General features: G+C 30.0%; 24 protein-coding genes and 1 riboswitch. Of the genes, 22 read left to right on the forward strand and 2 right to left on the reverse strand.

Annotation, left to right across the window (positions count from 1 at the left end; genetic code table 11):
- Window positions 1-32: 32 nt before the first annotated feature.
- The 9 genes from saoD (at window position 33) to saoL (ending at window position 6,372) form a co-directional block, all read left to right on the forward strand.
- A complete protein-coding gene (gene saoD / locus IC213_RS02155) occupies window positions 33-365 on the forward strand; it encodes a DsrE-related protein SaoD (protein WP_227830721.1) in 333 nt (110 codons plus the stop codon).
- A gap of 87 nt (window positions 366-452) precedes the next feature.
- On the forward strand, window positions 453-710 hold the full coding sequence (gene saoT, locus IC213_RS02160; RefSeq protein ID WP_255613171.1) for a thioredoxin-like (seleno)protein SaoT: 258 nt from the start codon (window positions 453-455) through the stop codon (window positions 708-710).
- Window positions 711-736: 26 nt separating this feature from the next.
- A complete protein-coding gene (gene saoE, locus IC213_RS02165; RefSeq protein ID WP_227482810.1) occupies window positions 737-1,822 on the forward strand; it encodes an efflux transporter SaoE in 1,086 nt (361 codons plus the stop codon).
- Complete coding sequence (gene saoC / locus IC213_RS02170) at window positions 1,815-2,273, forward strand: Cys-Cys-COOH (seleno)protein SaoC (protein ID WP_227860514.1); 459 nt, start codon at window positions 1,815-1,817, stop codon at window positions 2,271-2,273. Before saoE ends, saoC begins: the two co-directional genes overlap by 8 nt.
- A gap of 35 nt (window positions 2,274-2,308) precedes the next feature.
- Window positions 2,309-3,397, forward strand: coding sequence for an ABC transporter substrate-binding subunit SaoX (gene saoX, locus IC213_RS02175; protein ID WP_227862687.1), 1,089 nt, complete (start codon window positions 2,309-2,311; stop codon window positions 3,395-3,397).
- Between the two features lie 4 nt (window positions 3,398-3,401).
- Window positions 3,402-4,199 carry an ABC transporter substrate-binding (seleno)protein SaoB gene (gene saoB / locus IC213_RS02185; RefSeq protein WP_255612854.1) on the forward strand — a complete coding sequence of 266 codons (798 nt, stop codon included), beginning with the start codon at window positions 3,402-3,404 and terminating at the stop codon, window positions 4,197-4,199.
- The gene (saoP, locus tag IC213_RS02190; protein ID WP_255606496.1) at window positions 4,160-4,966 is read left to right on the forward strand and encodes an ABC transporter permease subunit SaoP; all 807 of its coding nucleotides are present in this window, start codon (window positions 4,160-4,162) and stop codon (window positions 4,964-4,966) included. Before saoB ends, saoP begins: the two co-directional genes overlap by 40 nt.
- Complete coding sequence (gene saoA, locus IC213_RS02200) at window positions 4,966-5,718, forward strand: ABC transporter ATP-binding protein SaoA (RefSeq protein ID WP_227482806.1); 753 nt, start codon at window positions 4,966-4,968, stop codon at window positions 5,716-5,718. Before saoP ends, saoA begins: the two co-directional genes overlap by 1 nt.
- Before the next feature lie 12 nt (window positions 5,719-5,730).
- The gene (saoL, locus tag IC213_RS02205; protein ID WP_255606497.1) at window positions 5,731-6,372 is read left to right on the forward strand and encodes a MerB-like organometallic lyase SaoL; all 642 of its coding nucleotides are present in this window, start codon (window positions 5,731-5,733) and stop codon (window positions 6,370-6,372) included.
- 127 nt (window positions 6,373-6,499) lie between these two features.
- Here saoL and yidA read toward each other — a convergent pair whose 3' ends face one another.
- On the reverse strand, window positions 6,500-7,321 hold the full coding sequence (gene yidA / locus IC213_RS02215) for a sugar-phosphatase (RefSeq protein WP_227432677.1): 822 nt from the start codon (window positions 7,319-7,321) through the stop codon (window positions 6,500-6,502).
- A 506-nt stretch (window positions 7,322-7,827) separates the two neighbouring features.
- Between yidA and IC213_RS02220 the strand changes: the two genes are divergently transcribed.
- The 11 genes from IC213_RS02220 (at window position 7,828) to IC213_RS02270 (ending at window position 20,462) form a co-directional block, all read left to right on the forward strand.
- A complete protein-coding gene (locus tag IC213_RS02220; protein WP_227432678.1) occupies window positions 7,828-9,522 on the forward strand; it encodes a M3 family oligoendopeptidase in 1,695 nt (564 codons plus the stop codon).
- 319 nt (window positions 9,523-9,841) lie between these two features.
- Window positions 9,842-9,952: riboswitch (glycine riboswitch) on the forward strand.
- A 103-nt stretch (window positions 9,953-10,055) separates the two neighbouring features.
- Window positions 10,056-10,427: a GrdX family protein gene (locus IC213_RS02225; RefSeq protein WP_227432679.1), complete on the forward strand. Its 372-nt coding sequence runs from the start codon at window positions 10,056-10,058 to the stop codon at window positions 10,425-10,427.
- Between the two features lie 97 nt (window positions 10,428-10,524).
- A complete protein-coding gene (gene trxB, locus IC213_RS02230; RefSeq protein ID WP_227432680.1) occupies window positions 10,525-11,472 on the forward strand; it encodes a thioredoxin-disulfide reductase in 948 nt (315 codons plus the stop codon).
- A gap of 76 nt (window positions 11,473-11,548) precedes the next feature.
- The gene (gene trxA, locus IC213_RS02235) at window positions 11,549-11,866 is read left to right on the forward strand and encodes a thioredoxin TrxA (protein WP_227432681.1); all 318 of its coding nucleotides are present in this window, start codon (window positions 11,549-11,551) and stop codon (window positions 11,864-11,866) included.
- Between the two features lie 269 nt (window positions 11,867-12,135).
- Window positions 12,136-13,422, forward strand: a complete 1,287-nt coding sequence (locus IC213_RS02240) for a glycine/sarcosine/betaine reductase component B subunit (RefSeq protein ID WP_227482802.1) — start codon at window positions 12,136-12,138, stop codon at window positions 13,420-13,422.
- Window positions 13,423-13,556: 134 nt separating this feature from the next.
- Entirely contained in the window at window positions 13,557-14,030 is a 474-nt protein-coding gene (gene grdA, locus IC213_RS02245; RefSeq protein ID WP_227432683.1) for a glycine/sarcosine/betaine reductase complex selenoprotein A, read from the forward strand.
- A 31-nt stretch (window positions 14,031-14,061) separates the two neighbouring features.
- Window positions 14,062-15,372 carry a glycine reductase complex selenoprotein B gene (gene grdB / locus IC213_RS02250; RefSeq protein ID WP_227432684.1) on the forward strand — a complete coding sequence of 437 codons (1,311 nt, stop codon included), beginning with the start codon at window positions 14,062-14,064 and terminating at the stop codon, window positions 15,370-15,372.
- A gap of 252 nt (window positions 15,373-15,624) precedes the next feature.
- Window positions 15,625-17,157, forward strand: a complete 1,533-nt coding sequence (gene grdC, locus IC213_RS02255) for a glycine/sarcosine/betaine reductase complex component C subunit beta (RefSeq protein WP_227432685.1) — start codon at window positions 15,625-15,627, stop codon at window positions 17,155-17,157.
- Window positions 17,158-17,167: 10 nt separating this feature from the next.
- Window positions 17,168-18,313: a glycine/sarcosine/betaine reductase complex component C subunit alpha gene (gene grdD / locus IC213_RS02260; RefSeq protein ID WP_227824134.1), complete on the forward strand. Its 1,146-nt coding sequence runs from the start codon at window positions 17,168-17,170 to the stop codon at window positions 18,311-18,313.
- 347 nt (window positions 18,314-18,660) lie between these two features.
- Window positions 18,661-19,740: a M24 family metallopeptidase gene (locus IC213_RS02265; protein ID WP_227824133.1), complete on the forward strand. Its 1,080-nt coding sequence runs from the start codon at window positions 18,661-18,663 to the stop codon at window positions 19,738-19,740.
- A 113-nt stretch (window positions 19,741-19,853) separates the two neighbouring features.
- On the forward strand, window positions 19,854-20,462 hold the full coding sequence (locus IC213_RS02270) for a hypothetical protein (protein ID WP_227862688.1): 609 nt from the start codon (window positions 19,854-19,856) through the stop codon (window positions 20,460-20,462).
- A gap of 186 nt (window positions 20,463-20,648) precedes the next feature.
- On the opposite strand, the gene IC213_RS02275 is transcribed toward IC213_RS02270, so the two are convergent.
- Window positions 20,649-21,521 carry a LysR family transcriptional regulator gene (locus IC213_RS02275; RefSeq protein WP_227824132.1) on the reverse strand — a complete coding sequence of 291 codons (873 nt, stop codon included), beginning with the start codon at window positions 21,519-21,521 and terminating at the stop codon, window positions 20,649-20,651.
- Between the two features lie 427 nt (window positions 21,522-21,948).
- Between IC213_RS02275 and IC213_RS02280 the strand changes: the two genes are divergently transcribed.
- Complete coding sequence (locus IC213_RS02280; RefSeq protein ID WP_227482798.1) at window positions 21,949-23,352, forward strand: hypothetical protein; 1,404 nt, start codon at window positions 21,949-21,951, stop codon at window positions 23,350-23,352.
- 26 nt (window positions 23,353-23,378) lie between these two features.
- Window positions 23,379-24,923 carry an acetyl-CoA hydrolase/transferase family protein gene (locus IC213_RS02285; protein WP_227824131.1) on the forward strand — a complete coding sequence of 515 codons (1,545 nt, stop codon included), beginning with the start codon at window positions 23,379-23,381 and terminating at the stop codon, window positions 24,921-24,923.
- Window positions 24,924-24,925 lie beyond the last annotated feature (2 nt).

The following is a 24,925-nucleotide window of genomic DNA, read 5'->3' on the forward strand; positions in this document are numbered from 1 at the left end:
AATTTAGATAAAAAAGTATAGGGGGAATAAAAATGAAAGTAGCTTATATTTTTAGTAGTACTAACGCACATAAAATTCTAGACAAAATGATAATACCACAATTAGAACAAGGAACTCATGGAGTAGATGTCCTAGGTATGTTTTTCTTTATGGATAATACCTTATTTTTGTCTAAAGGTAACCCAGTGGGAGAAAGATTAAGTAAATTACATGAAAAGACAGATATGATAATAATGGCTTGTGACCAGTGTGCTATAGAAAGAGGGATAGAGGATAATTTGGTCGATGGAGCTACAATTGGATGTTTCCCAAATTTATATGCTTGTTTAGGTGGTGCAGGTGTAGACCAAGTTATAACATTATAAAATCTTGCGGAATACAATCCATAGAAAAAATTTTTCTGTGGATTATTTTAAGTAAAAGATAAATTGTTTAGAGTAGGGGATGAACAAATGTCTAAAATTTTAGTTGAATTCATAAATACTTGACCATCTTGTGATGAGCATGGAGTGTTTATAAAAAAAATTTCTGAGAAGTATACTGACAAGTTAGAAGTAAAACTTTACCAAGCAGGTAAAGATTTCTCATATGTCAAGAAGTATGGAATCATAACAAAAGGAACCTTAATAATAAACCAAAAAAAGAAGTACGATAGATTAAACAAAGATAACATTGAAAAGGCAATAGTAGAAGCTATAAATAATAGTTAAAAGTTTAAAAATTAGGAGCAGTAAAAATGAATATATTAGAAATTGTTTTAAGTGGAGTGAAAAACACTGTGGTAGCTTCTATAGTTACACTAAATGGAGCATCAGGATGGCTTATGATAAGTTTTATATTGGCAGGAGTTCTTCACAATGTTTTAACACCAAAAAGGTTTCAAAAGCAACTTGGAAATAAGAAGTTTTCTTCTCTGATTAAAAGCACTATTTCAGGAATGTTTTTACCAATTTGTAGTTGTGGCGTAATACCATTGGGCATAAGTATGTACTATTCCGGAGCATACTTAGGGCCAGTACTTGCCTTTATGACATCAACTCCAATAATAAATCCAATAGCTGTAGTTCTTTGTTTAGGTCTTTTGGGACCTAAAATTACAATCATTTATCTTATATCTGGATTTTTAGTACCATTTTTAGTAGGAGTTTTGGGGAATACCTTTGGAAAAGAAGAATTATTTTTGCAAAATGACTCAGATGAAGAAGCTATAGAATTAGAAGAAGAAAAGAGAAGCTTTATAGAAAATATGGTTGATGGGCTTAAATGGTCCTTTGGAGAGTTAGCACTTACTATTAGTAAATATGTAATAATGGGAATGCTTTTTGCGGGATTTATAACAACAATTTTTCCAAATAGTATAATTCAAAAATACTTAGGAAATCCAGGTTTACTATCTCTTGGAAGTATATCAATACTTGCATGTGTTATGTATGTATGTGCTGTAGGACATATTCCATTTATAGCAGCCCTTGTTGCAAGTGGAGCATCTCCTGGGATAGCGATAACATTTTTGATAGCTGGTGCAGCGACAAACTTACCAGAACTTATAAGTATGTGTAAACTTATTGGAAAAAGAACAGTTGTTATATACTCAGTTACACTAACACTCTGTTCAATAATAATAGGTTATATAACCAATTTACTTTTGGCAAACAACAATACTGTGAATTTAGAGACAACAAATTCTTCAATACAATTAGCAAATAAACTAATGTTAAATATACCAGATAGTTTTGAATATATATGCACTATTTTGATTATTTTATTTGCACTTAAAGCAGTAATACCAAAGATGAAAGAGGTCATAGGAAATCATGCTTAAAAAGGTAGTTATAATATCATGTGTAGTAATTGCATTAATAGTCTTATCAAGGGTAGTAGATGATAACCTTAAACAAAATGACTCTATTCCAAATGTAAATCAAGAAACATTAACATATTTCAAGAAAAATCATAAGGAAGATATAATAACCTGTGCTGAAGAAGACTTAAATAATGATGGAAAAAAAGATTTAGTAGTTATATATAAAAAAGGTAATAATTCAAATGAAATGGCAGTGGTAGTTTCTGATGAGGAGAGCCATTATATAACAAAACCAATACCAGCACCTATAGAGAATCAAACTATAACTTTTAAAAATATTGATGAGAAGCTACCAATAGAAGTAATAGTGTCAGGTTCTAAAAATGGCAATGTAGGATACGCTATTTATAGAGTAGAGGGTAAAAAACTTGTCGATTTATTTGGAGAAGATATGGACAAGTGTTGCTAAAAATAAAAATAATACATAAAAGAGGGGAAATTGAAATGAAAGTATCTAAAAAGATTCAAGCATTAATCTTAGTTAGTGCAGTGGGGGCATCTATATTAACTGGATGTAGCAGTAAACCAAAGGAAGAGGATGAAAAATCTGGAAAAGATGATTATGCGATAACAGTAGGGTATTATAATTGTGACCATATGACAGCTGGACCAGTAGCAGAAGCAGCAGGAATATATAAAGATTTAGGTCTTAATGTAAAAACTGTTGGGAATGGTAAAGTTCCTGAAGCCATGGCAGCAGGTAAGATGGATGCTGGTTATATAGGAACAAAGGGTCTAGTAGGAGCTATACCTAAAGGTTCACCAATAACAATAGCAGCAAATAATCACACTGGTGGGTCTGAATATTTAATAGTTTCAAATGATATAAAAGAACCTAAGGATTTAGTGGGCAAAAAAATTGCAACAGATATGAGTGATTTCTTATGGATAAGTGATTATGGTCCAGAAACAGGTTTACCAACTGACCCATCAAAATATGAAGTTGTAAATATGGATTCAGATAAAGATAAATATTTAGCTCTTAAAACTGGAAAGATACAAGCATTTACATCTTGTGACCCTTGGGGTTCTGTAGCTGAAAATGATGGAGTAGGAAAAATAATAGCATCAACTCAATATAAAGAAAAAGCTAATAATAAAGAATATAACTGTTGTTCATTCTCATTAAATAAAAACTTTATAAAAGAGCACCCAGACTTAGCAAAAAAATTGGTTTTAGCTCATACTAAAGCAATAGAATATATATATACAAATCCAGCAGAAGCAGCTAAAATATTTGCAAAATATTATAATGTAGAAGAAGAAGTTGCACTTAGAACTATTTATAAAAAGACAGTTGGAGAAGGTAGAACGCTTACTTGGAAAGTTACAGGAGAAGAATACAAAAACAATTTACAAATGTATAAAGATTTAAAGGCATTAGATGAGATACCTAAGTATGAAGATACAATTGATACAAGCTTATTAGATTCTTGTGGGGCAGACGACTTTGATAAGTTTATAAAAGAAAAAGTTAATCCCAAATTTCCAGAAGGTATGAGTTATGAAGATTGGAAAGCAAAGGTATTATAAATAAATGGAGAGAATAAAAAATATAATAATACTTTTTGTCATTATTTTAGGAAGTATATTTATAATATTTTTTAATTTTGAAGATAAAGAAGAAATAAAAGGAAAATTAAGAATAGGGGTATCTGATGATACCTCTGGTTTTGTAATAAATTATATGATAAACAAAGATTACTTTGAAAGCATAAAAGTAAGTGATGTAATGGAGACTTTTACAATTAATGATTGCTGAGCAAGTACAATGCAATGGGCTCTGAGTTCAGAGGAAATAGATATAGCAATCATATGTAAAGATGCAGCAAAACAGTATATAAATGCAACTAGTGAGTTTGAAATTGTTGGTACAGTAGTTCAAAATTCAGATATATTTTTATTAAAGAAGAACAATCCTCAAAAAATAGGAATAATTCAAAATAGAAATTATCAATCTGAATTAGTAAAAAAATACTATGAAAATATAAAAGTTTCTCCATTATTAGGGACAGCACTAGCATATGGGCTAGAAAGTAATTTAGTAGATGGTGTTGTAATAGACTGTATAAAAGCAATTGGATTAGAAGGCGAAAAAAAATCTACAGCTAAATTAGGTGACTATGATACCTATGTATTAGTTGTGAATAAGGAGTTTGAGAAAAGCAAGTCGTATAGTGATTTTATAAAACTATACAATAAAAGTGTTGATAATTTAAGGAAAGAAACTATATTTAAAAAAGCATTAAAAGAGTATAAGAATATAAGAAATATAGATATGGAGGAAATAAGAAGTTGGAAATTAAAATTTCTAAAGATAGAGGAGATACAATAGCTAAGAAAAAATCTAAAAGTAGTATGGACATTTTATATAAAATAATACTTTTAGTTAGTATATTTTTAGTCTGGCATTTTGCAGCAAAAGATATAGGGAGTTCTTTATTACTCCCAATGCCAGTAGATGTAATAAAAGGTTTCTTTTACTGTGTGACAGATGTAGAGACAGTGACTAATCTGTTTATAACATTGCAAAGAGTGCTTAAAGGATTTATGTATGCATTATTGTTTGGACTTCCAATAGGATTTATTATGGGATTTTCTAAGACTTTTGAAAAGCTTTTATCTCCAGTAGTAGATTCTGTAAGACAAGTTCCTATAATGGCGTGGGTTCCTCTTACAATAGTATGGTTTGGTATAGGGGATGGTCCAACAATATTTTTAATAGCTTTTTCAGGAGTTTTTCCTATAATTTTAAATACTATTCAAGGTGTAAGAGCAATATCAAAGGATTATTATAATGCAGCTAGAAGTATGGGGGCATCGCCAATTGTAATATTTGCAAATGTAATAGTACCAGCATCTCTTCCAGATATATTGACTGGTTCAAGAATTGCCATAAGTACAGGATGGATGTCTGTTATCTGAGCCGAGTTCATAGCTACGAGTGCCGGTCTCGGTTACTCCATGGTACAAGCTCAGACATTGATGCATACAGATGTATTAATTGGGCTTATGATATTTGCAGCTTTAATAGGATTTATAATAGATAGAGTACTAAAATTTATAAATAAAATCCTTTGTAGATGGAGGTTTGCAGATTAATGAAATTAAGTGTGAGAGATATAAATAAAACATTTGTAAATAGCAAAATACATACAAAGGTTTTGGAAGATATAAGTATAGATATAGAAAATGGTCAATTTGTTTGTCTTTTAGGACCCTCAGGATGTGGAAAAACAACTTTACTTACTATAATAGGTGGATTTCAAAAGGCAGAAAGTGGAGATGTCTTTATAAATGATAAAATAGTTAAAAAACCAGGTATAGATAGAGCTTTCATATTTCAAAACTACGCTCTATTTCCTTGGAAGACTATAAGGGGCAATGTTTTATTTCCTATGAAACAGCAGAAAATACCGAAAGAAAAGAGAGAAGAAATGTTGGAAGAGCTTTTGGTTATGTCTGATTTAAAAGGGAAAGAAAATCTGTTTCCTCATCAATTGTCTGGAGGAATGAAACAAAGAGTTGCTATGATAAGAGCTTTAGCATGTAATCCTGAAGTATTATTAATGGATGAACCACTAGGAGCAGTTGATTTTCAAATGAGACAAAACTTACAAGAAGAACTTGAAAGAATATGGACAAAAAAGAAAATAACTGCATTAATGGTAACTCATGATGTTGATGAAGCTGTATATATGAGTGATAGAGTTATAGTAATGTCAAGGGATAAGGGAAGAATTCTTGACGATATAAATATAGACATTCCAAGACCTAGGGCTAGAGGGAGCCAAGAATATGAAGAATATAAGAATAAATTAACTGACATTTTGTCAAAATGTTATGATGTTTAAAGAGGAGTAGAAATGAGTCAAATAGAAAAATACAATAGTTTAAATGACACACAACGAAAGATAAGAATATCTATTATGGATATGATAATAGATAATTGTTCTAGTGTTACACTTAAAGAAGTAATTGAACATATAAGTATAAATTTAAGCTTAGAAAAAGAATATCTAGAAACTACACTGAACCATTTTATTGATAAAAATATAATGGTTGTTGATGGAGATAGCATAAATTTTATATATCCAGTATCAGCATTACCTACTAATCATAAAGTTACATTAAGTGATAATAGAAGCTTCAGTGCAATGTGTGCTATAGATGCAATAGGAACTTCTTGCACATTTAATCAAGATGTAAGAATAAATTCTATTTGTAGTGCCACAGGTAAAGAAATAGAAATATTTATAAAAGATGAAAAAATTGAATATGTAAACAATCCAGATTTAAGAGTGCTTCATATAAACCTTGATAAGCATTCAAATTGGGCAGCAAGTTGCTGAAATGTAATGAATTTCTTCTGGACGAAGAATGATTTTGATGCATGGACAAAAGAAGCTGGATTATCAGATGATGAAGATATATATTGCTTGGACATTAATGAAGCAATAGTAGAATCGTATAAAATATTTAAACTTGAACAAAAAGTATTAGTATAGGAATGTACCTATCAAAAACTAAAAATATCCTTTAGACAAAATATCCATACAATATACACTATTAGTATTTAACATATATATGAGATGGATTTAAATCTAAAGGGATATTTTTAGTTTTTATAGATATTTAGATAGCTTTATTAAGTATATATTTGTTTATAACCTTTGCAACTCCATTTTCATTGTTGGTATCAGTAACATAATCAGCAATTTCTTTTATGCTACTACGTGCATTTCCCATAGCCACACCAAGCCCTGCATATTTTATCATATGTTGGTCATTTTCTTCATCACCAACAGCAATAGCATTTTCTATAGGTATATTTAGATTATTACATAATGTTTGAAGTGCAGTACCCTTATTAGTAGTTTTACCTAAAAATTCTAAATAAAAGGGAGCAGACCTTACTATAGTATATCTATTGAATAAATTCTTAGGAAGTTGTTTTATAATTTCTTCTAATCTTTCTGGTTCATCAACTATCATAACCTTACAGATTTTAATAGATTTATCAATTTTATCTTTATGTATATATTTAACTTCTATATCATTCAATTTAGCTTCATGAAGTGTGTACTTACCAGGAATTTCGTTTGGAGTAACTAAATTTGTCATGGTATTTATGTGTATTTTGGTATTATATTTTTTGCAAACATTGTTGTATATAAAATCAAAGTCGTCTAAAGTCATCTCTACATTATGTATTATTTTTTCACTTTTAACCTCTTGAATCATAGCTCCATTGAAGCATATAACATAATCACCTTCATCTGTTAGATTTAATTGATTTAAAAGTCCTTTGACACCAGGAAGGGGTCTACCTGTTGTTATAACTACTTTAGCTCCAGCTTTCTTTGCTTCTTGAATAGATTCAAATACTTCAGGAGTAACTTTTCTTTTTGTATTTAATATTGTTCCATCAATATCTAGTGCGATTAATTTGTACATATCAACCTCCAGTAATTTATATCCTCAATTTCCTAATGAAAACGTTGACACAACTAGTGTTGAACAAAATTTCAGTAGAAAATTTAATGTGTATATTATTATACCAAGAGATAAGCAATTTAGAAAGTTTAATAGTATTAATTTTTTGATAAAATTATTACTTATATAACATACTTATGTAAAATTGTATCTTTTATGAGTGTATAAAAGTTAACTATAAAAAATGGCATCGTTTGCATTTTGATGTAGAGATAAGCTTATACTATAAAGGTTAATAGTTTTATATGAAAGCTTTATTAAAGTTTGTATAGTAATTAGTTTTATTCTATAAAATATTGTAATTACAATAATCATATGTTATTATTCAACATGATTATAATGTAAATATTACTCAAAATAATAATTTATAAAGTCATAGTAGTATGTAATACATGTAAATAATAGCATGTAATGCATATAAAACTATATTTATAAATAAAGAACAAATTTATAAAGGAGAGTTTTAAATGAAGTTTTCAGAGTTTAAGTATGAAAGACCAAATTATGATAGTATAAAAAAAGAGTTTTTAAAGTGTGTAGAGGAAATAGATAATTCTTGTTGTTATGATGAACAACAAGAAAATATACATAAAATTAATTTTTTGAGAAATAAAATAGAAACGTTGTCAAACATAGCATCTATAAGATACAGTATAAATACTCTTAATAAACTCTATCAAGAGGAAAAAAAATATTGGGACGAATACATGCCTTTATATGAAGAATTAAATTCATATTTTTATAATGTTATAGTAAATTCTAAATTTAAATCTAATTTAAAAAAAGAATTTGGAGAACAATTTTTTACAATAGTGGATTATTCTTTAAAAAGTTTTTCTAAAGAGATAATAAAGGAATTACAAGAAGAAAATAAATTGTGTTCAGAGTATACTAAACTTTTAGCATCTGCACAGATAATGTTTGAAGGAGAAGAGAGAAACTTATCTGGAATGGGAATGTTTATGTGTTCTAAGTCTAGAAAAACAAGGGAATTAGCGAATAAGGCATATTATAATTTCTTTGAAGAAAATGAACCTAAATTTGATGATATATTTGATAAATTAGTTAAACTGAGAGATAAAATAGCAAAAAAACTAGGTTTTAAAAACTTTGTAGAGCTTGGATATATTAGAATGATGAGAAGTAATTACAGAGAAGATAGGATTGAAAATTTTAGAAAACAAGTATTAAAATATATTGTACCACTGGCTGATGAACTTTATGAAAAGCAAGCTAAGAGAACCGGTCTAGAATCTTTGAGTTACATAGATGAAGGCTTAGAATTTTTAACAGGAAATCCAACGTTAAAGGGCAATTCAGAATACATAATTGAAAATGGAAAAAGAATGTATGCTGAATTATCTAAAGAAACTGGTGAATTTTTTAATTTTATGTTAGAAAACGAACTTATGGATTTAGAAACAAAGAAAGGAAAAGGGGCTGGCGGGTACTGTACTTATATACCAGACTACAAGGCGCCATTTATTTTTTCTAACTTTAATCAAACATCTGATGATATAGATGTATTGACACATGAGGCAGGTCATGCATTTCAATTGTATATGTCCAGATGGATTGAAATGCCAGAGATTAATTTTCCTACACTGGATAGTTGCGAAATTCATTCAATGAGTATGGAATTTATAACATGGCCATGGATGGAGTTATTTTTTAAGGAAGACACAGATAAATACAAGTTTACTCATTTATCATCTGCAATTAAATTTATACCTTATGGAGTAGTTGTTGATGAATTTCAGCATTATATTTATAAAAATCCTAATATTGACAAATCAAAAAGAAAAGAAATATGGAGGTTTTTAGAGAAAAAATACTTACCACATAGAAAGTATGATGATAATTCTTTTTTAGAACGAGGTTGCTGGTGGTTTAAACAAGGTCACATATTTAAAAATCCTTTTTACTATATAGATTATGCATTAGCTCAAATTTGTGCATTACAATTTTGGAAAAAAATGATTAAAGACAAAGACTCTGGATGGAATGACTATATAAACATCTGTAAAGTAGGTGGAACAAAGTCATTTTTAGATATTGTAAGTATAGGAAATCTATATTCTCCATTTGACAATGATTGTATAAAATCTGTTATAGGTGATGTGAAATCATGGTTTGATGAAATAAATGACATCAATTTGTAAAAAATTATGAGAAATTTGTTTTCCCAGCTTAAGAATTAAAAACATATATCTTTCTTACAAAAATGATTATGTTTTTAATCAATATGAAATAATAAACCAAAAAAGATTTGTACTTAAAAAAAAAAGAAAATACAGGAAATATGTAATATCAACATTTGGAAAAAAAAGTAAAAATGTATACAAAATACATATAAAAAAACTATTGCAAATTTTATAGAATGTTTATATACTTAAGTCAACAGAGATAGAAAAAAGCTATTTATAAAAATAAAAAGATAAATTGCTAACTTTTCAATTTTCTGAAAATATAATAATCCGGGGGAAGAGTATGGGAGACTGCTTTATAAAAAGCGACCGAAGGGACAAATTTAATCTTACATACCCAGAAGATTAAATGAAATTCTCAGGTAAAGATGACTGTACTTGGACGGGTCTCTGAAAATGATTTTAACAGGGAAGACAAATTGGGAGATTTGTTTTTCCTGTTTTTTATTTATCGAGCAATAAATAAAAATTTGAAAGAGAGTAAAAAAATGATAATAATCACAAATAATCCAAAAGTAAAAGAAGAAGTTCAAGACAGAGAAGTTTTATTTAAAGATACAACTTATATTGGAATCTTAGAAACAAGTAGAGATTTGATACATGAAGGATATGAACTTTTATCTCATCCACTATATGGGAGTGTAAAACCAAATGAGACACCTTATAGAACAGTTATACTAAAACAAGGAAATCGTTTGGATATAAACTCTTTAACCTTAATTGAAGAAGCAATCATAACTGCAAGTAAATTTCAGAATAATAAAAAGACTCCAGCATGGACAGAAAGCGTTCAAGATGACTTTAGAGTAATCGATTATGACATATTTTATAATACAATACAAAGAATGCAGTATGAATAAATGAATTTGTTAAAAAGTTATTAAAATAGCATAAATATTAAATCTGATTTAATATTAAATAAAAATTAAGAAATTTAATTGGGGAGGATAAGTCAAAATGGAAAATGTGTATGACTTAGTAATAATTGGTTCAGGACCAGCAGGGCTTGCAGCAGGTCTTTATGGAGCAAGAGCAAAGTTGAAAACTCTAATCCTAGAAAAAGATAAGACTGGTGGGCAAATTGTAATAACACATGAAATTGCAAATTATCCAGGGTCAGTTCCAAATGCAACAGGACCAAGTCTAATAGCTAGAATGGTTGAGCAATGTAAAGAGTTCGGAGCAGAAATGTTAAGAGACAACATTGTAGATACTGAACTAGATGGAGATATAAAAGTTTTAAAAGGACAAAAGGCAGAATATAGAGCAAAAGCAGTAATAATAGGAACAGGAGCAACACCAAGAAAAATTGGTTGCCCAGGAGAAAAAGAACTTACTGGTAAAGGGGTTTCATATTGTGCAACTTGTGATGCAGATTTCTTTGAAGACTTTGAAGTCTTTGTTGTAGGCGGAGGAGACAGTGCATTAGAGGAAGCAATGTATTTAACTAAGTTTGCTAGAAAAGTAACAATTGTACATAGAAGACAAGGATTTAGATGCGCTAAAAGTGTTGAAGAAAAAGCAAAGGCTAATCCAAAGATAGAGTTTTTACTAGATACAGTAATAGAAGAAATAAAAGGTGATGGAATATTAGAATCAGTTGTATTTAAAAATAAAGTTACTGGAGAAACTCATGAATACTTTGCAGATGAAGAGGATGGAACAATGGGAGTATTTGTTTTCGTTGGATTAGATGCTCAAACTGATTTATTCAAAGGCAAAGTTGATATGGATGAAAAAGGTTACATAATAACTGATGAAGACATGAGAACTAATATACCAGGTGTATTTGCAGCAGGTGATTGCAGATCTAAGACTCTAAGACAGGTTGTAACTGCAACTAACGATGGAGCAATTGCATCTATAGTAGCTGAAAAATATATTGATGAAAAGTTTGAAAACTAAAAAGTTATAAAGTAAAGTTAATGAATAATATTTAAAATATTAAAATAAAATAAAAATTTCAAGGGGGAACATGAAAATGTTAGATTTAGATAAAAGTACTTTTGATGAAGAAGTTTTAAACGCAGAAGGTTTTGTATTTGTTGATTTCTGGAGTGAAGGTTGTGAACCTTGTAAAGCTTTAATGCCAGATGTTCATAAATTAGCTGAAACTTATGGGGATAAAATAAAATTCTGTAAAATGGATACAACAAAAGCTAGAAGATTAGCGATAAAACAAAAAGTATTAGGACTTCCAACTATGGCTATATACAAAGATGGAGAAAAAGTAGACGAAGTTACTAAGGATGATGCTACAATTACTAATATAGAAGATATGATTAAAAAATATCTTTAATACATTGATACAATATTAACAAAAAACAAAGAAAAAATCGATTTAAGTCTAGAAGTAAAATAAAAAGGATTTTTATGTCTTAGTTTGTTAAAAAAATAATTTTGGATAAAATATTTTTTTTACGATAAAGAATTTTTAGTAATAAAACAAATATCAAGACATAAAAACACAATATGAAAACATCTTTAAAATAAGTTAGAAAATATTGATATAACTTTGAGAAAAACTCAAATGCATATATACAAAATTAAATAACAGGAGGTGCAAGTATGCGTCTTGAATTAGGGAAAATCTTTATAAAAGATATTCAATTTGGTGATGTAACAGAAGTGAAAGATGGAGTATTATTCATCAATAAGCAAGAGATGCTACAAGAAATTGGTGGAGATGAGCATATTAAGTCTATAGATATAGAATTAGCTCGTCCAGGTGAAAGCATAAGAATAACACCTGTAAAAGATGTTATTGAGCCAAGAGTAAAAGTTGAAGGTAATGGGGGAATATTCCCAGGTATCATGTCTAAGGTTGACACTGTAGGAGAAGGAAAAACTCATGCTTTAAAAGGTGTAGCTGTTGTAACTACTGGAAAGATAGTAGGTTTCCAAGAAGGTATAGTAGATATGACTGGAGAAGGGGCTAAATACACTCCATTTTCTAAATTAAATAATGTAGTAGTAGTAGCTGAACCTATTGATGGTTTAAAACAATACGCTCATGAGAAAGCTGTTAGAATGATAGGATTCAAAGCAGCAATGTATTTAGGAGAAGCAGCAAGAAATCTTACTCCAGACGAAGTTTCAGTGTATGAAACTAAACCTCTTCTTGAGTCAATAAAAGAGTATCCAGAACTTCCAAAAGTAGGATATGTTTACATGCTTCAAACTCAAGGATTATTACATGACACTTATGTATATGGTGTAGATGCAAAACAAATAGTACCAACTTTATTATATCCAACAGAATTAATGGACGGAGCAATTGTAAGTGGTAACTGTGTTTCTGCATGTGATAAAAATCCAAGTTATGTTCATATAAACAATGGAGTTGTTGAAGACTTATATGCAAGACATGGTAAAGATATAAATTTTGTAGGTGTAATTATAACTAATGAAAATGTTTACCTAGCAGATAAAGAAAGATCTTCAAACTGGACTTCTAAGTTATGTAAATACTTAGGATTAGACGCAGTTATAGTTTCACAAGAAGGTTTTGGAAATCCAGATACTGACCTTATAATGAACTGCAAAAAAATAGAAATGCAAGGTGTAAAAACAGTTATAGTTACAGATGAATATGCTGGACGTGATGGAGGTTCTCAATCACTTGCAGATGCAGATGTAAGAGCAGATGCTGTTGTAACAGGTGGAAATGCTAACCAAGTTGTAGTACTTCCTAAGTTAGATAAGGTAATTGGACACTTAGAAGTAGTAGATGTAATAGCTGGTGGTTCTGATGGAAGTTTAAAAGCTGATGGAACTATTGAAGTTGAAATACAAGCTATAACAGGTGCAACTAATGAAACAGGATTTGGTCATTTAACTGCTAAAGGATATTAAGAGTTATTTCATTAAACGATTTAGTAATATCATGATTGAGTAATATCAATTAAAAAGATTGTAAATAAATCTATCAAAACATAATGAATGTTATGGATATATAAATAATTAGAAATATAATGAGGAGGATTATTATGAGTTTACTTAGTAATAAAAAGGTTCTTATAATAGGTGACCGTGATGGTATACCAGGACCTGCAATAGAAGAATGTGTAAAAACAGTAGAAGGAGCAGAGGTTGTTTTCTCATCTACAGAATGCTTTGTCTGAACAGCTGCTGGGGCTATGGACTTAGAAAATCAAAACAGAGTTAAAGAAGCTGCTGATAAATTCGGAGCTGAAAATGTTGTGATTTTACTAGGTGCTGCTGAAGCCGAAGCTGCAGGTCTTGCAGCCGAAACAGTAACTGCGGGGGATCCAACTTTCGCTGGACCACTTGCTGGAGTTGCTTTAGGATTAAGTGTTTACCATGTTGTAGAGGAACAAATGAAAGAATTATTTGATGAAACTGTATATGAAGATCAAATAAGTATGATGGAAATGGTTTTAGAAGTTGAAGAAATAGCAGAAGAAATGTCTGGTATAAGAGAAGAATTTTGCAAATTTTAATGCCTAAAAGCAAAAGGGGTGAAACTAAGAGATGGGAAAACTAAGAGTAGTACATTATATTAATCAGTTCTTTGCTGGTATAGGTGGAGAAGAAAAAGCTGATACTAAGCCACATGTGGCAGAAACTTTACCTCCAATAAGTTTACAACTTGATAAATTATTAGGTGAAGATATTGAAGTAGTTGGTACAGTAGTGTGCGGAGACAGTTATTTCAATGAAAATATAGATAGCGCAAGTGAAGAAGTTTTAGCAATGATAAAAGGTTTTGAACCACAACTTTTTATAGCTGGGCCTGCCTTTAATGCTGGTAGATATGGGGTTGCTGCTGGAACAATAACTAAAGTTGTAAAAGATGCTTTAAGTATACCAGCTTTAACAGGTATGTACATTGAAAATCCAGGTGCAGATATGTTCAAAAAGGATGTTTATGTAGTAGAAACTTCTGATTCTGCAGCGGGTATGAGAAAAGCACTTCCTAAGATAGCTAAACTTGCAATAAAACTTGCTAAAGGTGAAGAAATTGGAACTCCTAAAGAAGAAGGATACATAGCTAGAGGAATAAGAGTTAACTACTTCCATGAAGACAGAGGTTCTAAGAGAGCTGTTGACATGTTAATTAAGAAAATAAAAGGCGAGTCATTTGAAACTGAATATCCAATGCCAAATTTTGATAGAGTTGACCCAAGTAATCCTGTAAAAGACTTATCAAAATGCAAAATAGCTTTAGTTACTTCTGGTGGTATAGTTCCTAAAGGAAATCCAGATAGAATAGAATCTTCTTCAGCTTCTAAATATGGAACTTATTCTATAGCAGGAGTTATGGATTTAACAGAAGAAACTTATGAAACTGCACATGGTGGATATGACCCAGTATATGCAAATTTAGATGCAGATAGAGTATTACCTGTTGATGTTCTTAGAGACTTAGAAAAAGAAGGTGTAATAGGAAAATTACATGAAACTTTCTACACAACTGTAGGTAATGGTACATCTGTTGCAAACTCTAAAAAATATGCTTCTGAAATTGGAGCAGCGTTGGTAGCTGATGGTGTAGATGCAGTAATCTTAACTTCTACATGAGGTACTTGTACTCGTTGCGGTGCAACGATGGTAAAAGAAATAGAAAAAACTGGACTTCCAGTAGTTCATATGTGTACAGTAGTACCTATTTCGTTAACAGTAGGGGCTAACAGAATAGTTCCAACTATAGCAATACCTCATCCACTTGGAAATCCAGCACTTGACCCTACAGAAGAAAAAGCCCTAAGAAGAGGCCTTGTAGAAAAAGCATTAAACGCTTTAACTACAGAAGTTGATGGTCAAACAGTATTTGAAAAATAAAAATAACACACACATATATTATATAGATAAAAATATAAACACACACTAAAAATAAAAAATAACTATACACAAAAAAATAATATAGATTTCATGAATGGGTAAATGTGAGTTATTCATTCATGAAATCTTAAAAAATACCAAAATACATAAAAAAAGAATAAAATAAAATATACAATAAAATAAAAATATAATAATTGAAGTCTTTAATGAAATTAAAATTAGGTGTTCATAAAATTTATGGAGGTGCACAAAATGACTTATCCAGTTTTAAAAGGGGCAGGCTATGTACTTATTCATACTCCAGATATGATAGTGCAAAATGGAAGTACTTGTACAGTTGAAAGAGCAACAAATCCAGATTCAGAATTTTTACAAGAAGTAGGTAATCATATAAGAAGTTATGAGGATGTAGTTAACTACATGCCAAATCAAGTTTACATAGGAAACAGAAGACCAGAAGAATTAAGAGATTTGCCAATGCCATGGTGTGAACAAAAAGTTGAGGGAACTAGAAATGGTAAATTTGGTGAAATAATGCCTCAAGATGAGTTTATAGCTTTAATGCAAATAAGTGATGCATTTGACTTAGTAAAGTTATCGCAAGAATTTATTGATGAAGTAAAACCAAAAATCGAAAATAACTACCCTGAAATTGCACCATTTGTAGGAAAATTAAAGGGTGATGATATAGAAGAAGGTAAGGAATTAGTAGCAACACACATAGCAGAAGGATTATACCATGATGGAAAATTCGTTGGCTATGTAAAAAGAGCACATGACGTAGATGTTAACTTAAATGCTCATACAATGTTTGAAAATTTAGTAGTAAAAGCATCTGGAGTTTTATCTGCTATTCAAATGCTAAGACATAGTAAAATAGACCCTGCTGAAATAGATTATGTTATTGAGTGTTCAGAAGAAGCTTGTGGAGATATAAACCAAAGAGGTGGAGGAAACTTTGCTAAATCAATAGCTGAAATAGCTGGACTTCAAAACGCAACTGGTTCTGATACAAGAGGATTTTGTGCAGCACCAACACATGCATTAATTCAAGCTGCAGCTTTAGTAAAATCTGGGATACACAAAAATGTAATGGTAGTAGCAGGTGGAGCAAGTGCTAAACTTGGAATGAATGCTAAAGACCATGTTAAAAAAGGCCTTCCTGTACTTGAAGATGTTGTTGGAGGATTTGCAGTACTTGTATCTGAAAATGATGGTGTAAACCCAGTTATAAGAACTGATTTAACAGGTAAGCATACAGTGGGAACTGGTTCTTCACCTCAAGCAGTTATGACAGCACTTATAACTTCAGGTCTTGATAGAGCTAATTTAAAAATAACAGATGTTGATGTATATTCAGTTGAAATGCAAAATCCAGATATAACTAAGCCAGCAGGAGCAGGAGATGTTCCAGAAGCAAACTACAAAATGATAGGTGCACTTGCTGTTAAGCGTGGAGACTTAGAGAAGAAAGAATTAAAAGATTTTGTGACTAATAAAGGATTACCAGGATGGGCACCAACTCAAGGACATATACCATCAGGAGCTCCTTATATAGGATTTTTAATAGATGATTTAACTACAGGAGATAGAAATAGAGCTATGATAGTTGGAAAAGGTAGTTTATTCTTAGGAAGAATGACTAATTTATTTGATGGAGTATCTTTTATAGCTGAAAGAAATACAGGTGTTACTGAAGAGACTTCAGGAATATCTAAAGATGAAATTAAGAAGATAATAGCTGAATCTATGAAAAAACTAGCATTAGATATGTTAGAAGAATAGGGGTGAGGATATGTCAAAAAAAGTAATCGCAGATGTATTCTTAGAAGTAGCTAATGCAATAGAAAGCGGCGAATTTGGCAAAAAAATAAGAATTGGTGTGACTACACTTGGAAGTGAACATGGTGTAGAGAACATGGTTAATGGTGCACACTTAGCAAAATCTAACTTATTTGATATAGTACTTATTGGTCCAAAAGTGGAAACTGACCTTGAAGTAGTTGAAGTTAATGATGAAAAAGAAATGCATGGAAAAATGGAAGAATTATTAGATTCAGGATATATAGATGCTTGTGTTACTATGCATTATAATTTTCCAATAGGAGTATCTACAGTAGGTAGAGTAATAACTCCAGCAAAAGGAAAAGAAATGATACTTGCAACAACAACAGGAACAAGTGCTACTAATAGAATAGAAGCAATGGTAAGAAATGCTATTTATGGTATTGCTACAGCTAAATCAATGGGAAATAAACATCCAAAAGTTGGAATACTTAATGTTGATGGAGCTAGACAAGTTGAAAAATGTTTAAAAGAGTTAAAAGATAATGGATATGATATAGAATTTGCAGATTCAATTAGAGCAGATGGTGGATGTGTTATGAGAGGTAATGATTTACTTGTAGGTGCACCTGATGTTATGGTTACTGATACATTATCTGGAAATATATTTATGAAAGTATTTTCTTCATATACTACAGGTGGAGACTATGAAGCCCAAGGCTTTGGGTATGGTCCTGGAGTAGGAGAAGACTATGATAGAAGAGTACTTATAGTATCAAGAGCATCAGGTTCTCCAGTAGTAGCTAATGCATTAAAATATGCTTATGATGTTGTAAAAGGAGAAATAAATAATATTGCAAGAAGTGAATTTACAAAAGTTAAAAGTGCAAAATTTGATGATATTATAGCTTCTCTTACTAAAAAAGAAGTTAAAGCTGAAAAAGTAGAAGTTAAGATGCCAGATAAAGAGGTTGTTACTCGTCAAATAGCTGGTGTTGATATAATGGACTTAGAAGATGCAGTATCTGAATTATGGAAAAATGGAATCTATGCTGAAAGTGGTATGGGTTGTACAGGGCCAATAGTTCTTGTAAATGATGCTAAAGGTGATTTAGCTGTTGAAACTTTAATCAAGGCTGGATACACTGCAAAATAAATATAAATTATACATGTAAATGAATAACATATAGTTATAGCCTTCTACGCTATAACTATATGTTATTTTTGTTACTCAACTTATATTATTTTTATTATCAAAGTAAGTATATAAAGATAATTAAATATTTATAACTGATAAAACAGAAATAGGAAGGGTTTTTATCATAGTAATATTTTTTTACTTATTTGTTGTTACTTATACTAAGTAAAAAATTAGTGGAAATGTATAAACAATATTAATAACATATGAAAAAATTTTAGAAATAAAGCATCTATAAGATAAAAAATAACATTATTAGTGATATAATATAACTAAAGCAAAAATTATTTTTTGGAGGCAAAATCATGAGTAAAGTAGAAAAAGTAGTAGAATTGTTAGAAGCTAAAGGACTTGATGCATTATACTTAACAAAAAAAACAAATGTAAATTACATAAGTGGCTTTCCTGATGAAGAAGCATATGCAGTTATTTGTAAAGATGGAAATTTTTTAGTTACTGATAGTAGATATATGGAGCTTGCTGAAAATGTTTGTAAAGGTTTTGAAATTATAAACTGGCATAATTTTGATAGAAGTGTGGCAAAAGCTGTAAAAAGTGTGTGTGATAAAGTATGTATAAAAAAGCTTGGATTTGAAAGCACAAATATAATATTTGATAAATATGAAGAACTTAAAAATTTAGTTGAACAAGATGGAGGGGAATTGATACCTACAGAAAATATTGTAGAGACTCTTAGATATGTAAAGGATGAAGAAGAAATTAAAAATACAAGAAAAGCTTGTGAAATAGCTGATAAAGCATTAGAAGAGTTAGTTCCACATATAAAAGCTGGAGTTACTGAAATAGAATTAGCTACAAAACTAGAATATTTTATGAAAATGAATGGAGCTCAAAATATAGGATTTGAAACTATATTGATATCAGGAGCAAAAACTTCATTGCTTCATGGTAAACCAAGTGACAAGGTTATAGAAAATGGTGACTTTGTACTTGTAGATTATGGAGCTATGTACAATGGATATATTTCTGATACAACTAGAACTTTTATAGTTGGAGAAGCATCTGAAAAACAATTAGAGATTTATAATTTAGTTAAAGAAGCACAAGATGTTGGAGTTGAAAACATGAAGGCTGGTGTACATGCTACAATTCCAGATGCAGAAATAAGAAAAGTTGTTAAGAAATATGAAGATTACTATTATCAAGGGATAGGACATGGGGTTGGAAGAGATGTTCATGAAGAACCTTTTATTGGTAATTATGGTGATAAAACAATAGAAGAAGGATGTATAATAACAATGGAACCAGGTATTTATTTCCCAGGATGGGGAGGAGTTAGAATAGAAGATACTGTTTTAATTACAAAAAATGGACCTGAAAGATTAACTAAATTCCCTAAAAATTTGATGATTTTAGACAAATAATTTAATTTTTATATAATTTTTTACACAAAATAATATTGTAATCTCACCATTAAGCTCTCTCTACATATCTTAGTAAAGAGGGCTTAATTTTATTATGTGAGGTGATAATATCCATGAATAAAAAACATAAGTTTATGAAAAACATAAAAAAAGCCTGGTACAAAATTAAATTGATAGATAGATGTCTTATAATTGTTATGGTAATACTCATGTTTGAATCTATATACACATTGTTTGTCAATGAAGTTAACTCACAAGATACTACTACTATTGATGTAGTGATAAGAACTACTTCAGCAGCAATATTTGGATACTTTTTAAGTGCTAATTTTATAAGTAGAACTTCAAGAAAAGTTACAAATACTGATGCATATTCAAATATTTTTATAGATGATAATTCTTCTAATAACGGTCAAGTACCAAGTCAAAATAATATAATGAATGTGAAAAATACTATTGGATTTGAGTTAGAAAGTGACAATTATCAAAATAATGATAAAAAAGTGACTGTTAATAATGATGAAGAGATTGAAAAAGGAGAAACTAGTGAATTGCAAATTGTTATAGCTACTGTGATTTGTATAGTAGCATTAATAGTACTTTTTATTGTAAGAAATTTTACAACACCAGCAACAGCATCTCTAGGAACTATTTCACAGATGAGAGATTTTGTCTCTGGATGCGTGGGTTTCTTGCTAGGTTGTCCAAGTAAACCCAATTAAAAATATGAGTATTAAAATAGGTAAAATTAATATTAAAGGTATCAGTATAATAATATTTAAGTTATGAATGTATATCATTGTAATTCTTTTGAGATAATATATTTTATTGTTATACTGATACTCAAAAATATTTATAATATTTATCAAAATATATATAATGCTGTATTTACATAATATGTAGAAATATTAATTTATATGAATAGAAGCCATATATTCAATAAAAAGTTTCATACTATGAGATATATATTGATGTTTTCTCCAAAGAACACCAATATTGGCAGTAATTGCACGTTCTAAAGGAATTGAACAGAGATTTTCGGTATTCTGGAATATTTCTTTATATAGTATCGTTGAAGCTAAATCATTTTCTAATAAATAACGAATAGTAGAAAGTTGATTTGAGTGTAAAATTATATTTGGTTTAACCTTCTCAAGTCTTTTTGTAATAATTTTGTAGTGATAAGAACCTTCAGATAGTATGACAAAAGGAATATTTTTCAACATATAGTTTGAAATAATGGACTGTTTTGCTAATTCATTTTTAGGATTTGTAACTAAATATAATTCTGTTTTATATATTGTTTTTGAATCTATATCATCATAAATATCACTATCAATTATACCAATGCAAAAATCAAGTGTAGATTCTTCAATCATTTTGGCACCCACAAAGGTTGGGACTTCAAAAATTTTAAGCTCAATATCTGGATAAATTACATTAAATCTAGGTAGTATTTTTGAAAGTAAAAAAGTACCTAAAACTGTAGGAATTCCTATTTTTAGAGATGCTTTTCTTTTTTTTCCTAAATCTAGTGCATCACTTTGAAAATCCTCAAATTGTCTCGTGAAATTTATTGACTTATCTAAGAAAATCTTACCTTCAGGAGTTAAATCTATTTTATTACCTATTCTAAAAAAAAGTTCAAAACCGAGTTCCTTTTCCAATTCTTTAATAGCTAAGGTTATAGATGGTTGAGAAATATGAATACTTTCTGCTGCTTTAGTCATGTTTTTATATTTACAAACAGTTTGGAAATAATATAGATAATTTATGTTCATTGGTTAATAGTTCCTTTCATTTATGTAATTAGTGACAAGTATATAATTAACAACAATATAAGTTTTGTATATTATTGTAGAAAAATAGAATAGTTTTAAACTATCATATCATAAGTTTTTGATATTTTCAATCTATTAAGAATAGTGCTATTATTAAATTAACAAAAGATGATAGCTGATATAATTTAGGTAACAACTATTTAAAACCTAGTTATATCAATGAATATTAAAAATTTAACTATCTAAAAATAATTAGCATTTATGTAATTTAACTGTTAACTAAATTGTAACATAAAAAACTAATGTTAGAGGGATGAAATTTTTTTAATTAGAAATGTTAATTTAATAACAAAATATAATTTTGTAAAGTTTGCAAAGAGGGGAGAGATATATTTTTTAATAAATATCGTTAATTTAATAACAAAATATGAAAGGGAGTGGTTTGGTGAAATTTGAGTTAATGGATTTTTTAATGAACCCTTTTGTCCTTATGTTCGCTGCTGTAATTACAGGAATATTATTTGGAAAAATTAAATTTGGGAAGTTTAATTTTGGAGTGTCAGGAGCGTTATTTACAGGATTATTTATTGGATGGCTTGTGTATAGCTTAGGAAATTCAGTAATAGCAAAAGGAGAGACAGCAGCAGGGTATAAGGCAGCAACTATCATGATGGGTAATGGAATTATTTCTTCTGATTTCTTTGATTTTTTTCTAATTATATTTGTTGCAGCAGTTGGTTTATTGGCTGCTAAGGATATGAAAGCTGTACTTAAGAAGTATGGAGCTAGATTTGTAGTTTTAGGAGTGCTTATAACTTTTATAGGAGGCTCTATGACTTATGCAATGACTTTGCTATCAAGTAATAAAGGAAGTAGTGCATATGAGGTTTCTGGTGTTTATACAGGAGCACTAACAAGTTCTCCTGGTCTAGCTGCTGCTCTAGAAACAGCTGGTAAACATGCAGAAGATGTATCAAAAGAGTTTGAGAAAGCATCAATAAAAGATAAAAAAGAAATATTAAAAGTAGTTGATCCAGAGGGAAAATTGGATGTAGCTACAACTACATCACTAACTCAAGAGCAAATAGATAAGTATATCGCATATGCTGAAGCAGGTGTTGGTATAGGGCATGCAGTTGCCTATCCTTTTGGAGTATTAATAGTGATTTTAGGAGTAAATTTCCTTCCTAAAATATTTAGAATGGACCTTAGAGAAGAAAGAAGAAAATATGAAAAAGAAATGAAAGAAGCTAGAGATAGCGTTGGTGGTAAAACGATACCAGAAGTTCCATTTAATATAATAACATTTTTCTTAACATGTCTTGCCGGATATTTAGTTGGAGGAATACACGTGTTCATGGGACCATTAGGATACTTTACATTAGGGGCAACTGGTGGTTCTTTAATTGTATCTCTAATACTTGGATATATAGGTAAGATAGGTATAGTAAATTTCAGAATGGAAGAAAAAGTATTAAATATTCTAAAACAAATAGGGCTAGTATTTTTCTTAGCAATAGTTGGATTAAGATATGGTGGTAAAGTTGTTGATTCAATTATGACATCTGGGATGCATCTAGCTTTAGTAGCTATAGTAGTAGGAATTACAGCTATGATGATTGGATTTTTAGTTGGTAAGTATGTATTCAAACTAAATTGGATTTTGTTATCTGGAGCTGTCTGTGGTGGTATGACATCAACACCAGGTCTTGGAGCTGCTGTTGATGCTCTTGATAGTGATGACCCAGCAGCAGGGTATGGTGCTACCTATCCATTTGCACTGTTAACTAAAGTTATATTGGTTATAGTTTTACACAAACTTCCAATGTAAATAAGATTTTATATGGGGGGATATTTATGAATAATGAAGGAGTATTTGAAGAATTAAGCGAAAGATTAAGAAATAAAAAGTTATGTGATTTAATTATGAATGCAGATGAAGCTGCTAAACTTATAAATAATGGGATGGTTGTTGGACTTAGTGGATTCACACCTTCAGGTTACCCAAAAGCAGTACCATTAGCGGTTTCAGAAAGGGTTAAAAGTGGAGATAAGATAAAATTAACTGTATATTCAGGAGCATCTTTAGGACCAGAAGTAGATGGAGCATGGGCAGAAGCAGGAATAATTGAAAGAAGACTTCCTTATCAAACTAATTCAATACTTAGAAACAGTATTAATAAAGGTGATGTCAATTATATAGATATGCATCTAAGTCATTCTACTCAATTTTTAAACTATAAAACTATACCTAAAGTGGATGTAGCGATAATAGAAGCACTTGCCATAACTGAAAATGGAGATATTGTACCAACTAGTGGGATAGGAAATTCACCATCTTTTGTAAAAAGTGCAGACAAAGTAATTGTTGAAATAAATCTGGCAAAACCAATGGAGATGGAAGGTATGGCAGATATATATATTACAGAAAATCCGCCAAACAGGAAACCAATAGAAATAAATCATCCTAAAGATAGAATCGGAACGACATATATACCTTGTGGTTTAGATAAGATTGCAGGAATAGTAATCACTAATATGCAAGATAAAACACGTCCATTGGGTGTTGTAGATGAAGCTTCAAAAAAAATATCAAATAATATTATTGCATTTCTTAGAGAAGAAGTAAAATCAGGTAGATTGTCAAAAAATTTACTTCCTCTTCAATCTGGTGTAGGAAGTGTAGCAAATGCAGTTTTATATGGACTATGTGAATCTGAATTTGAGAATTTAACTTGTTATACAGAGGTTGTGCAGGACTCTATGTTGGACTTAATAAGAATGGGTAAAGTTACAATGGCATCAACTACATCTGTAAGCCCATCACCAGAAGGATTAATAAAATTTGAAAATGATATAGATTTCTTTAAAGATAAGATTATATTGAGACCTCAAGAGATTAGTAACAACCCAGAAATAGCTAGAAGAATTGGTGTAATTGCAATGAATACTGCAATTGAGGTTGATATTTATGGAAATGTAAACTCAACTCATATCATGGGTTCAAAGATGATGAATGGAATCGGTGGTTCTGGTGATTTTGCTAGAAATGGAGCAATAACTATATTTAGTACTGAATCAATTGCAAAAAATGGTGATATATCATCAATAGTACCTATGGTATCTCATGTAGACCACACTGAACATGATGTAATGGTAATTGTAACAGAACAAGGATATGCTGATTTAAGAGGTCTTGCACCTAGAGAAAGAGCTATTAAGATAATAGAAAATTGTGTTCATCCAGATTATAAAGATCAACTTATGGATTACCTAAATAGAGCATGTCAAAATGGAGCAAAACAAACTCCTCATATATTAGACGAAGCTTTATCATGGCATAGTAAATTTATGAGTACAGGTACAATGAAGAAGTCAGAAACTTTTGAAAGTGCACTATAAAA

Origin of the sequence: Clostridioides sp. ES-S-0049-02 (assembly GCF_020658465.1) — a bacterium.
Lineage (GTDB): Bacteria > Bacillota > Clostridia > Peptostreptococcales > Peptostreptococcaceae > Clostridioides.

What these genes read in the sequence shown, in the direction of transcription:
- saoD (WP_227830721.1), top strand. Translation starts at nt 33, where the DNA reads ATGAAAGTAGCTTATATTTTTAGTAGTACTAACGCACATAAAATTCTA.
- saoE (WP_227482810.1), top strand. Translation starts at nt 737, where the DNA reads ATGAATATATTAGAAATTGTTTTAAGTGGAGTGAAAAACACTGTGGTA.
- saoC (WP_227860514.1), top strand. Translation starts at nt 1,815, where the DNA reads ATGCTTAAAAAGGTAGTTATAATATCATGTGTAGTAATTGCATTAATA.
- saoX (WP_227862687.1), top strand. Translation starts at nt 2,309, where the DNA reads ATGAAAGTATCTAAAAAGATTCAAGCATTAATCTTAGTTAGTGCAGTG.
- saoA (WP_227482806.1), top strand. Translation starts at nt 4,966, where the DNA reads ATGAAATTAAGTGTGAGAGATATAAATAAAACATTTGTAAATAGCAAA.
- yidA (WP_227432677.1), bottom strand. Translation starts at nt 7,321, where the DNA reads ATGTACAAATTAATCGCACTAGATATTGATGGAACAATATTAAATACA.
- IC213_RS02220 (WP_227432678.1), top strand. Translation starts at nt 7,828, where the DNA reads ATGAAGTTTTCAGAGTTTAAGTATGAAAGACCAAATTATGATAGTATA.
- IC213_RS02225 (WP_227432679.1), top strand. Translation starts at nt 10,056, where the DNA reads ATGATAATAATCACAAATAATCCAAAAGTAAAAGAAGAAGTTCAAGAC.
- trxB (WP_227432680.1), top strand. Translation starts at nt 10,525, where the DNA reads ATGGAAAATGTGTATGACTTAGTAATAATTGGTTCAGGACCAGCAGGG.
- trxA (WP_227432681.1), top strand. Translation starts at nt 11,549, where the DNA reads ATGTTAGATTTAGATAAAAGTACTTTTGATGAAGAAGTTTTAAACGCA.
- IC213_RS02240 (WP_227482802.1), top strand. Translation starts at nt 12,136, where the DNA reads ATGCGTCTTGAATTAGGGAAAATCTTTATAAAAGATATTCAATTTGGT.
- grdC (WP_227432685.1), top strand. Translation starts at nt 15,625, where the DNA reads ATGACTTATCCAGTTTTAAAAGGGGCAGGCTATGTACTTATTCATACT.
- grdD (WP_227824134.1), top strand. Translation starts at nt 17,168, where the DNA reads ATGTCAAAAAAAGTAATCGCAGATGTATTCTTAGAAGTAGCTAATGCA.
- IC213_RS02265 (WP_227824133.1), top strand. Translation starts at nt 18,661, where the DNA reads ATGAGTAAAGTAGAAAAAGTAGTAGAATTGTTAGAAGCTAAAGGACTT.
- IC213_RS02270 (WP_227862688.1), top strand. Translation starts at nt 19,854, where the DNA reads ATGAATAAAAAACATAAGTTTATGAAAAACATAAAAAAAGCCTGGTAC.
- IC213_RS02275 (WP_227824132.1), bottom strand. Translation starts at nt 21,521, where the DNA reads ATGAACATAAATTATCTATATTATTTCCAAACTGTTTGTAAATATAAA.
- IC213_RS02280 (WP_227482798.1), top strand. Translation starts at nt 21,949, where the DNA reads ATGAAAGGGAGTGGTTTGGTGAAATTTGAGTTAATGGATTTTTTAATG.
- IC213_RS02285 (WP_227824131.1), top strand. Translation starts at nt 23,379, where the DNA reads ATGAATAATGAAGGAGTATTTGAAGAATTAAGCGAAAGATTAAGAAAT.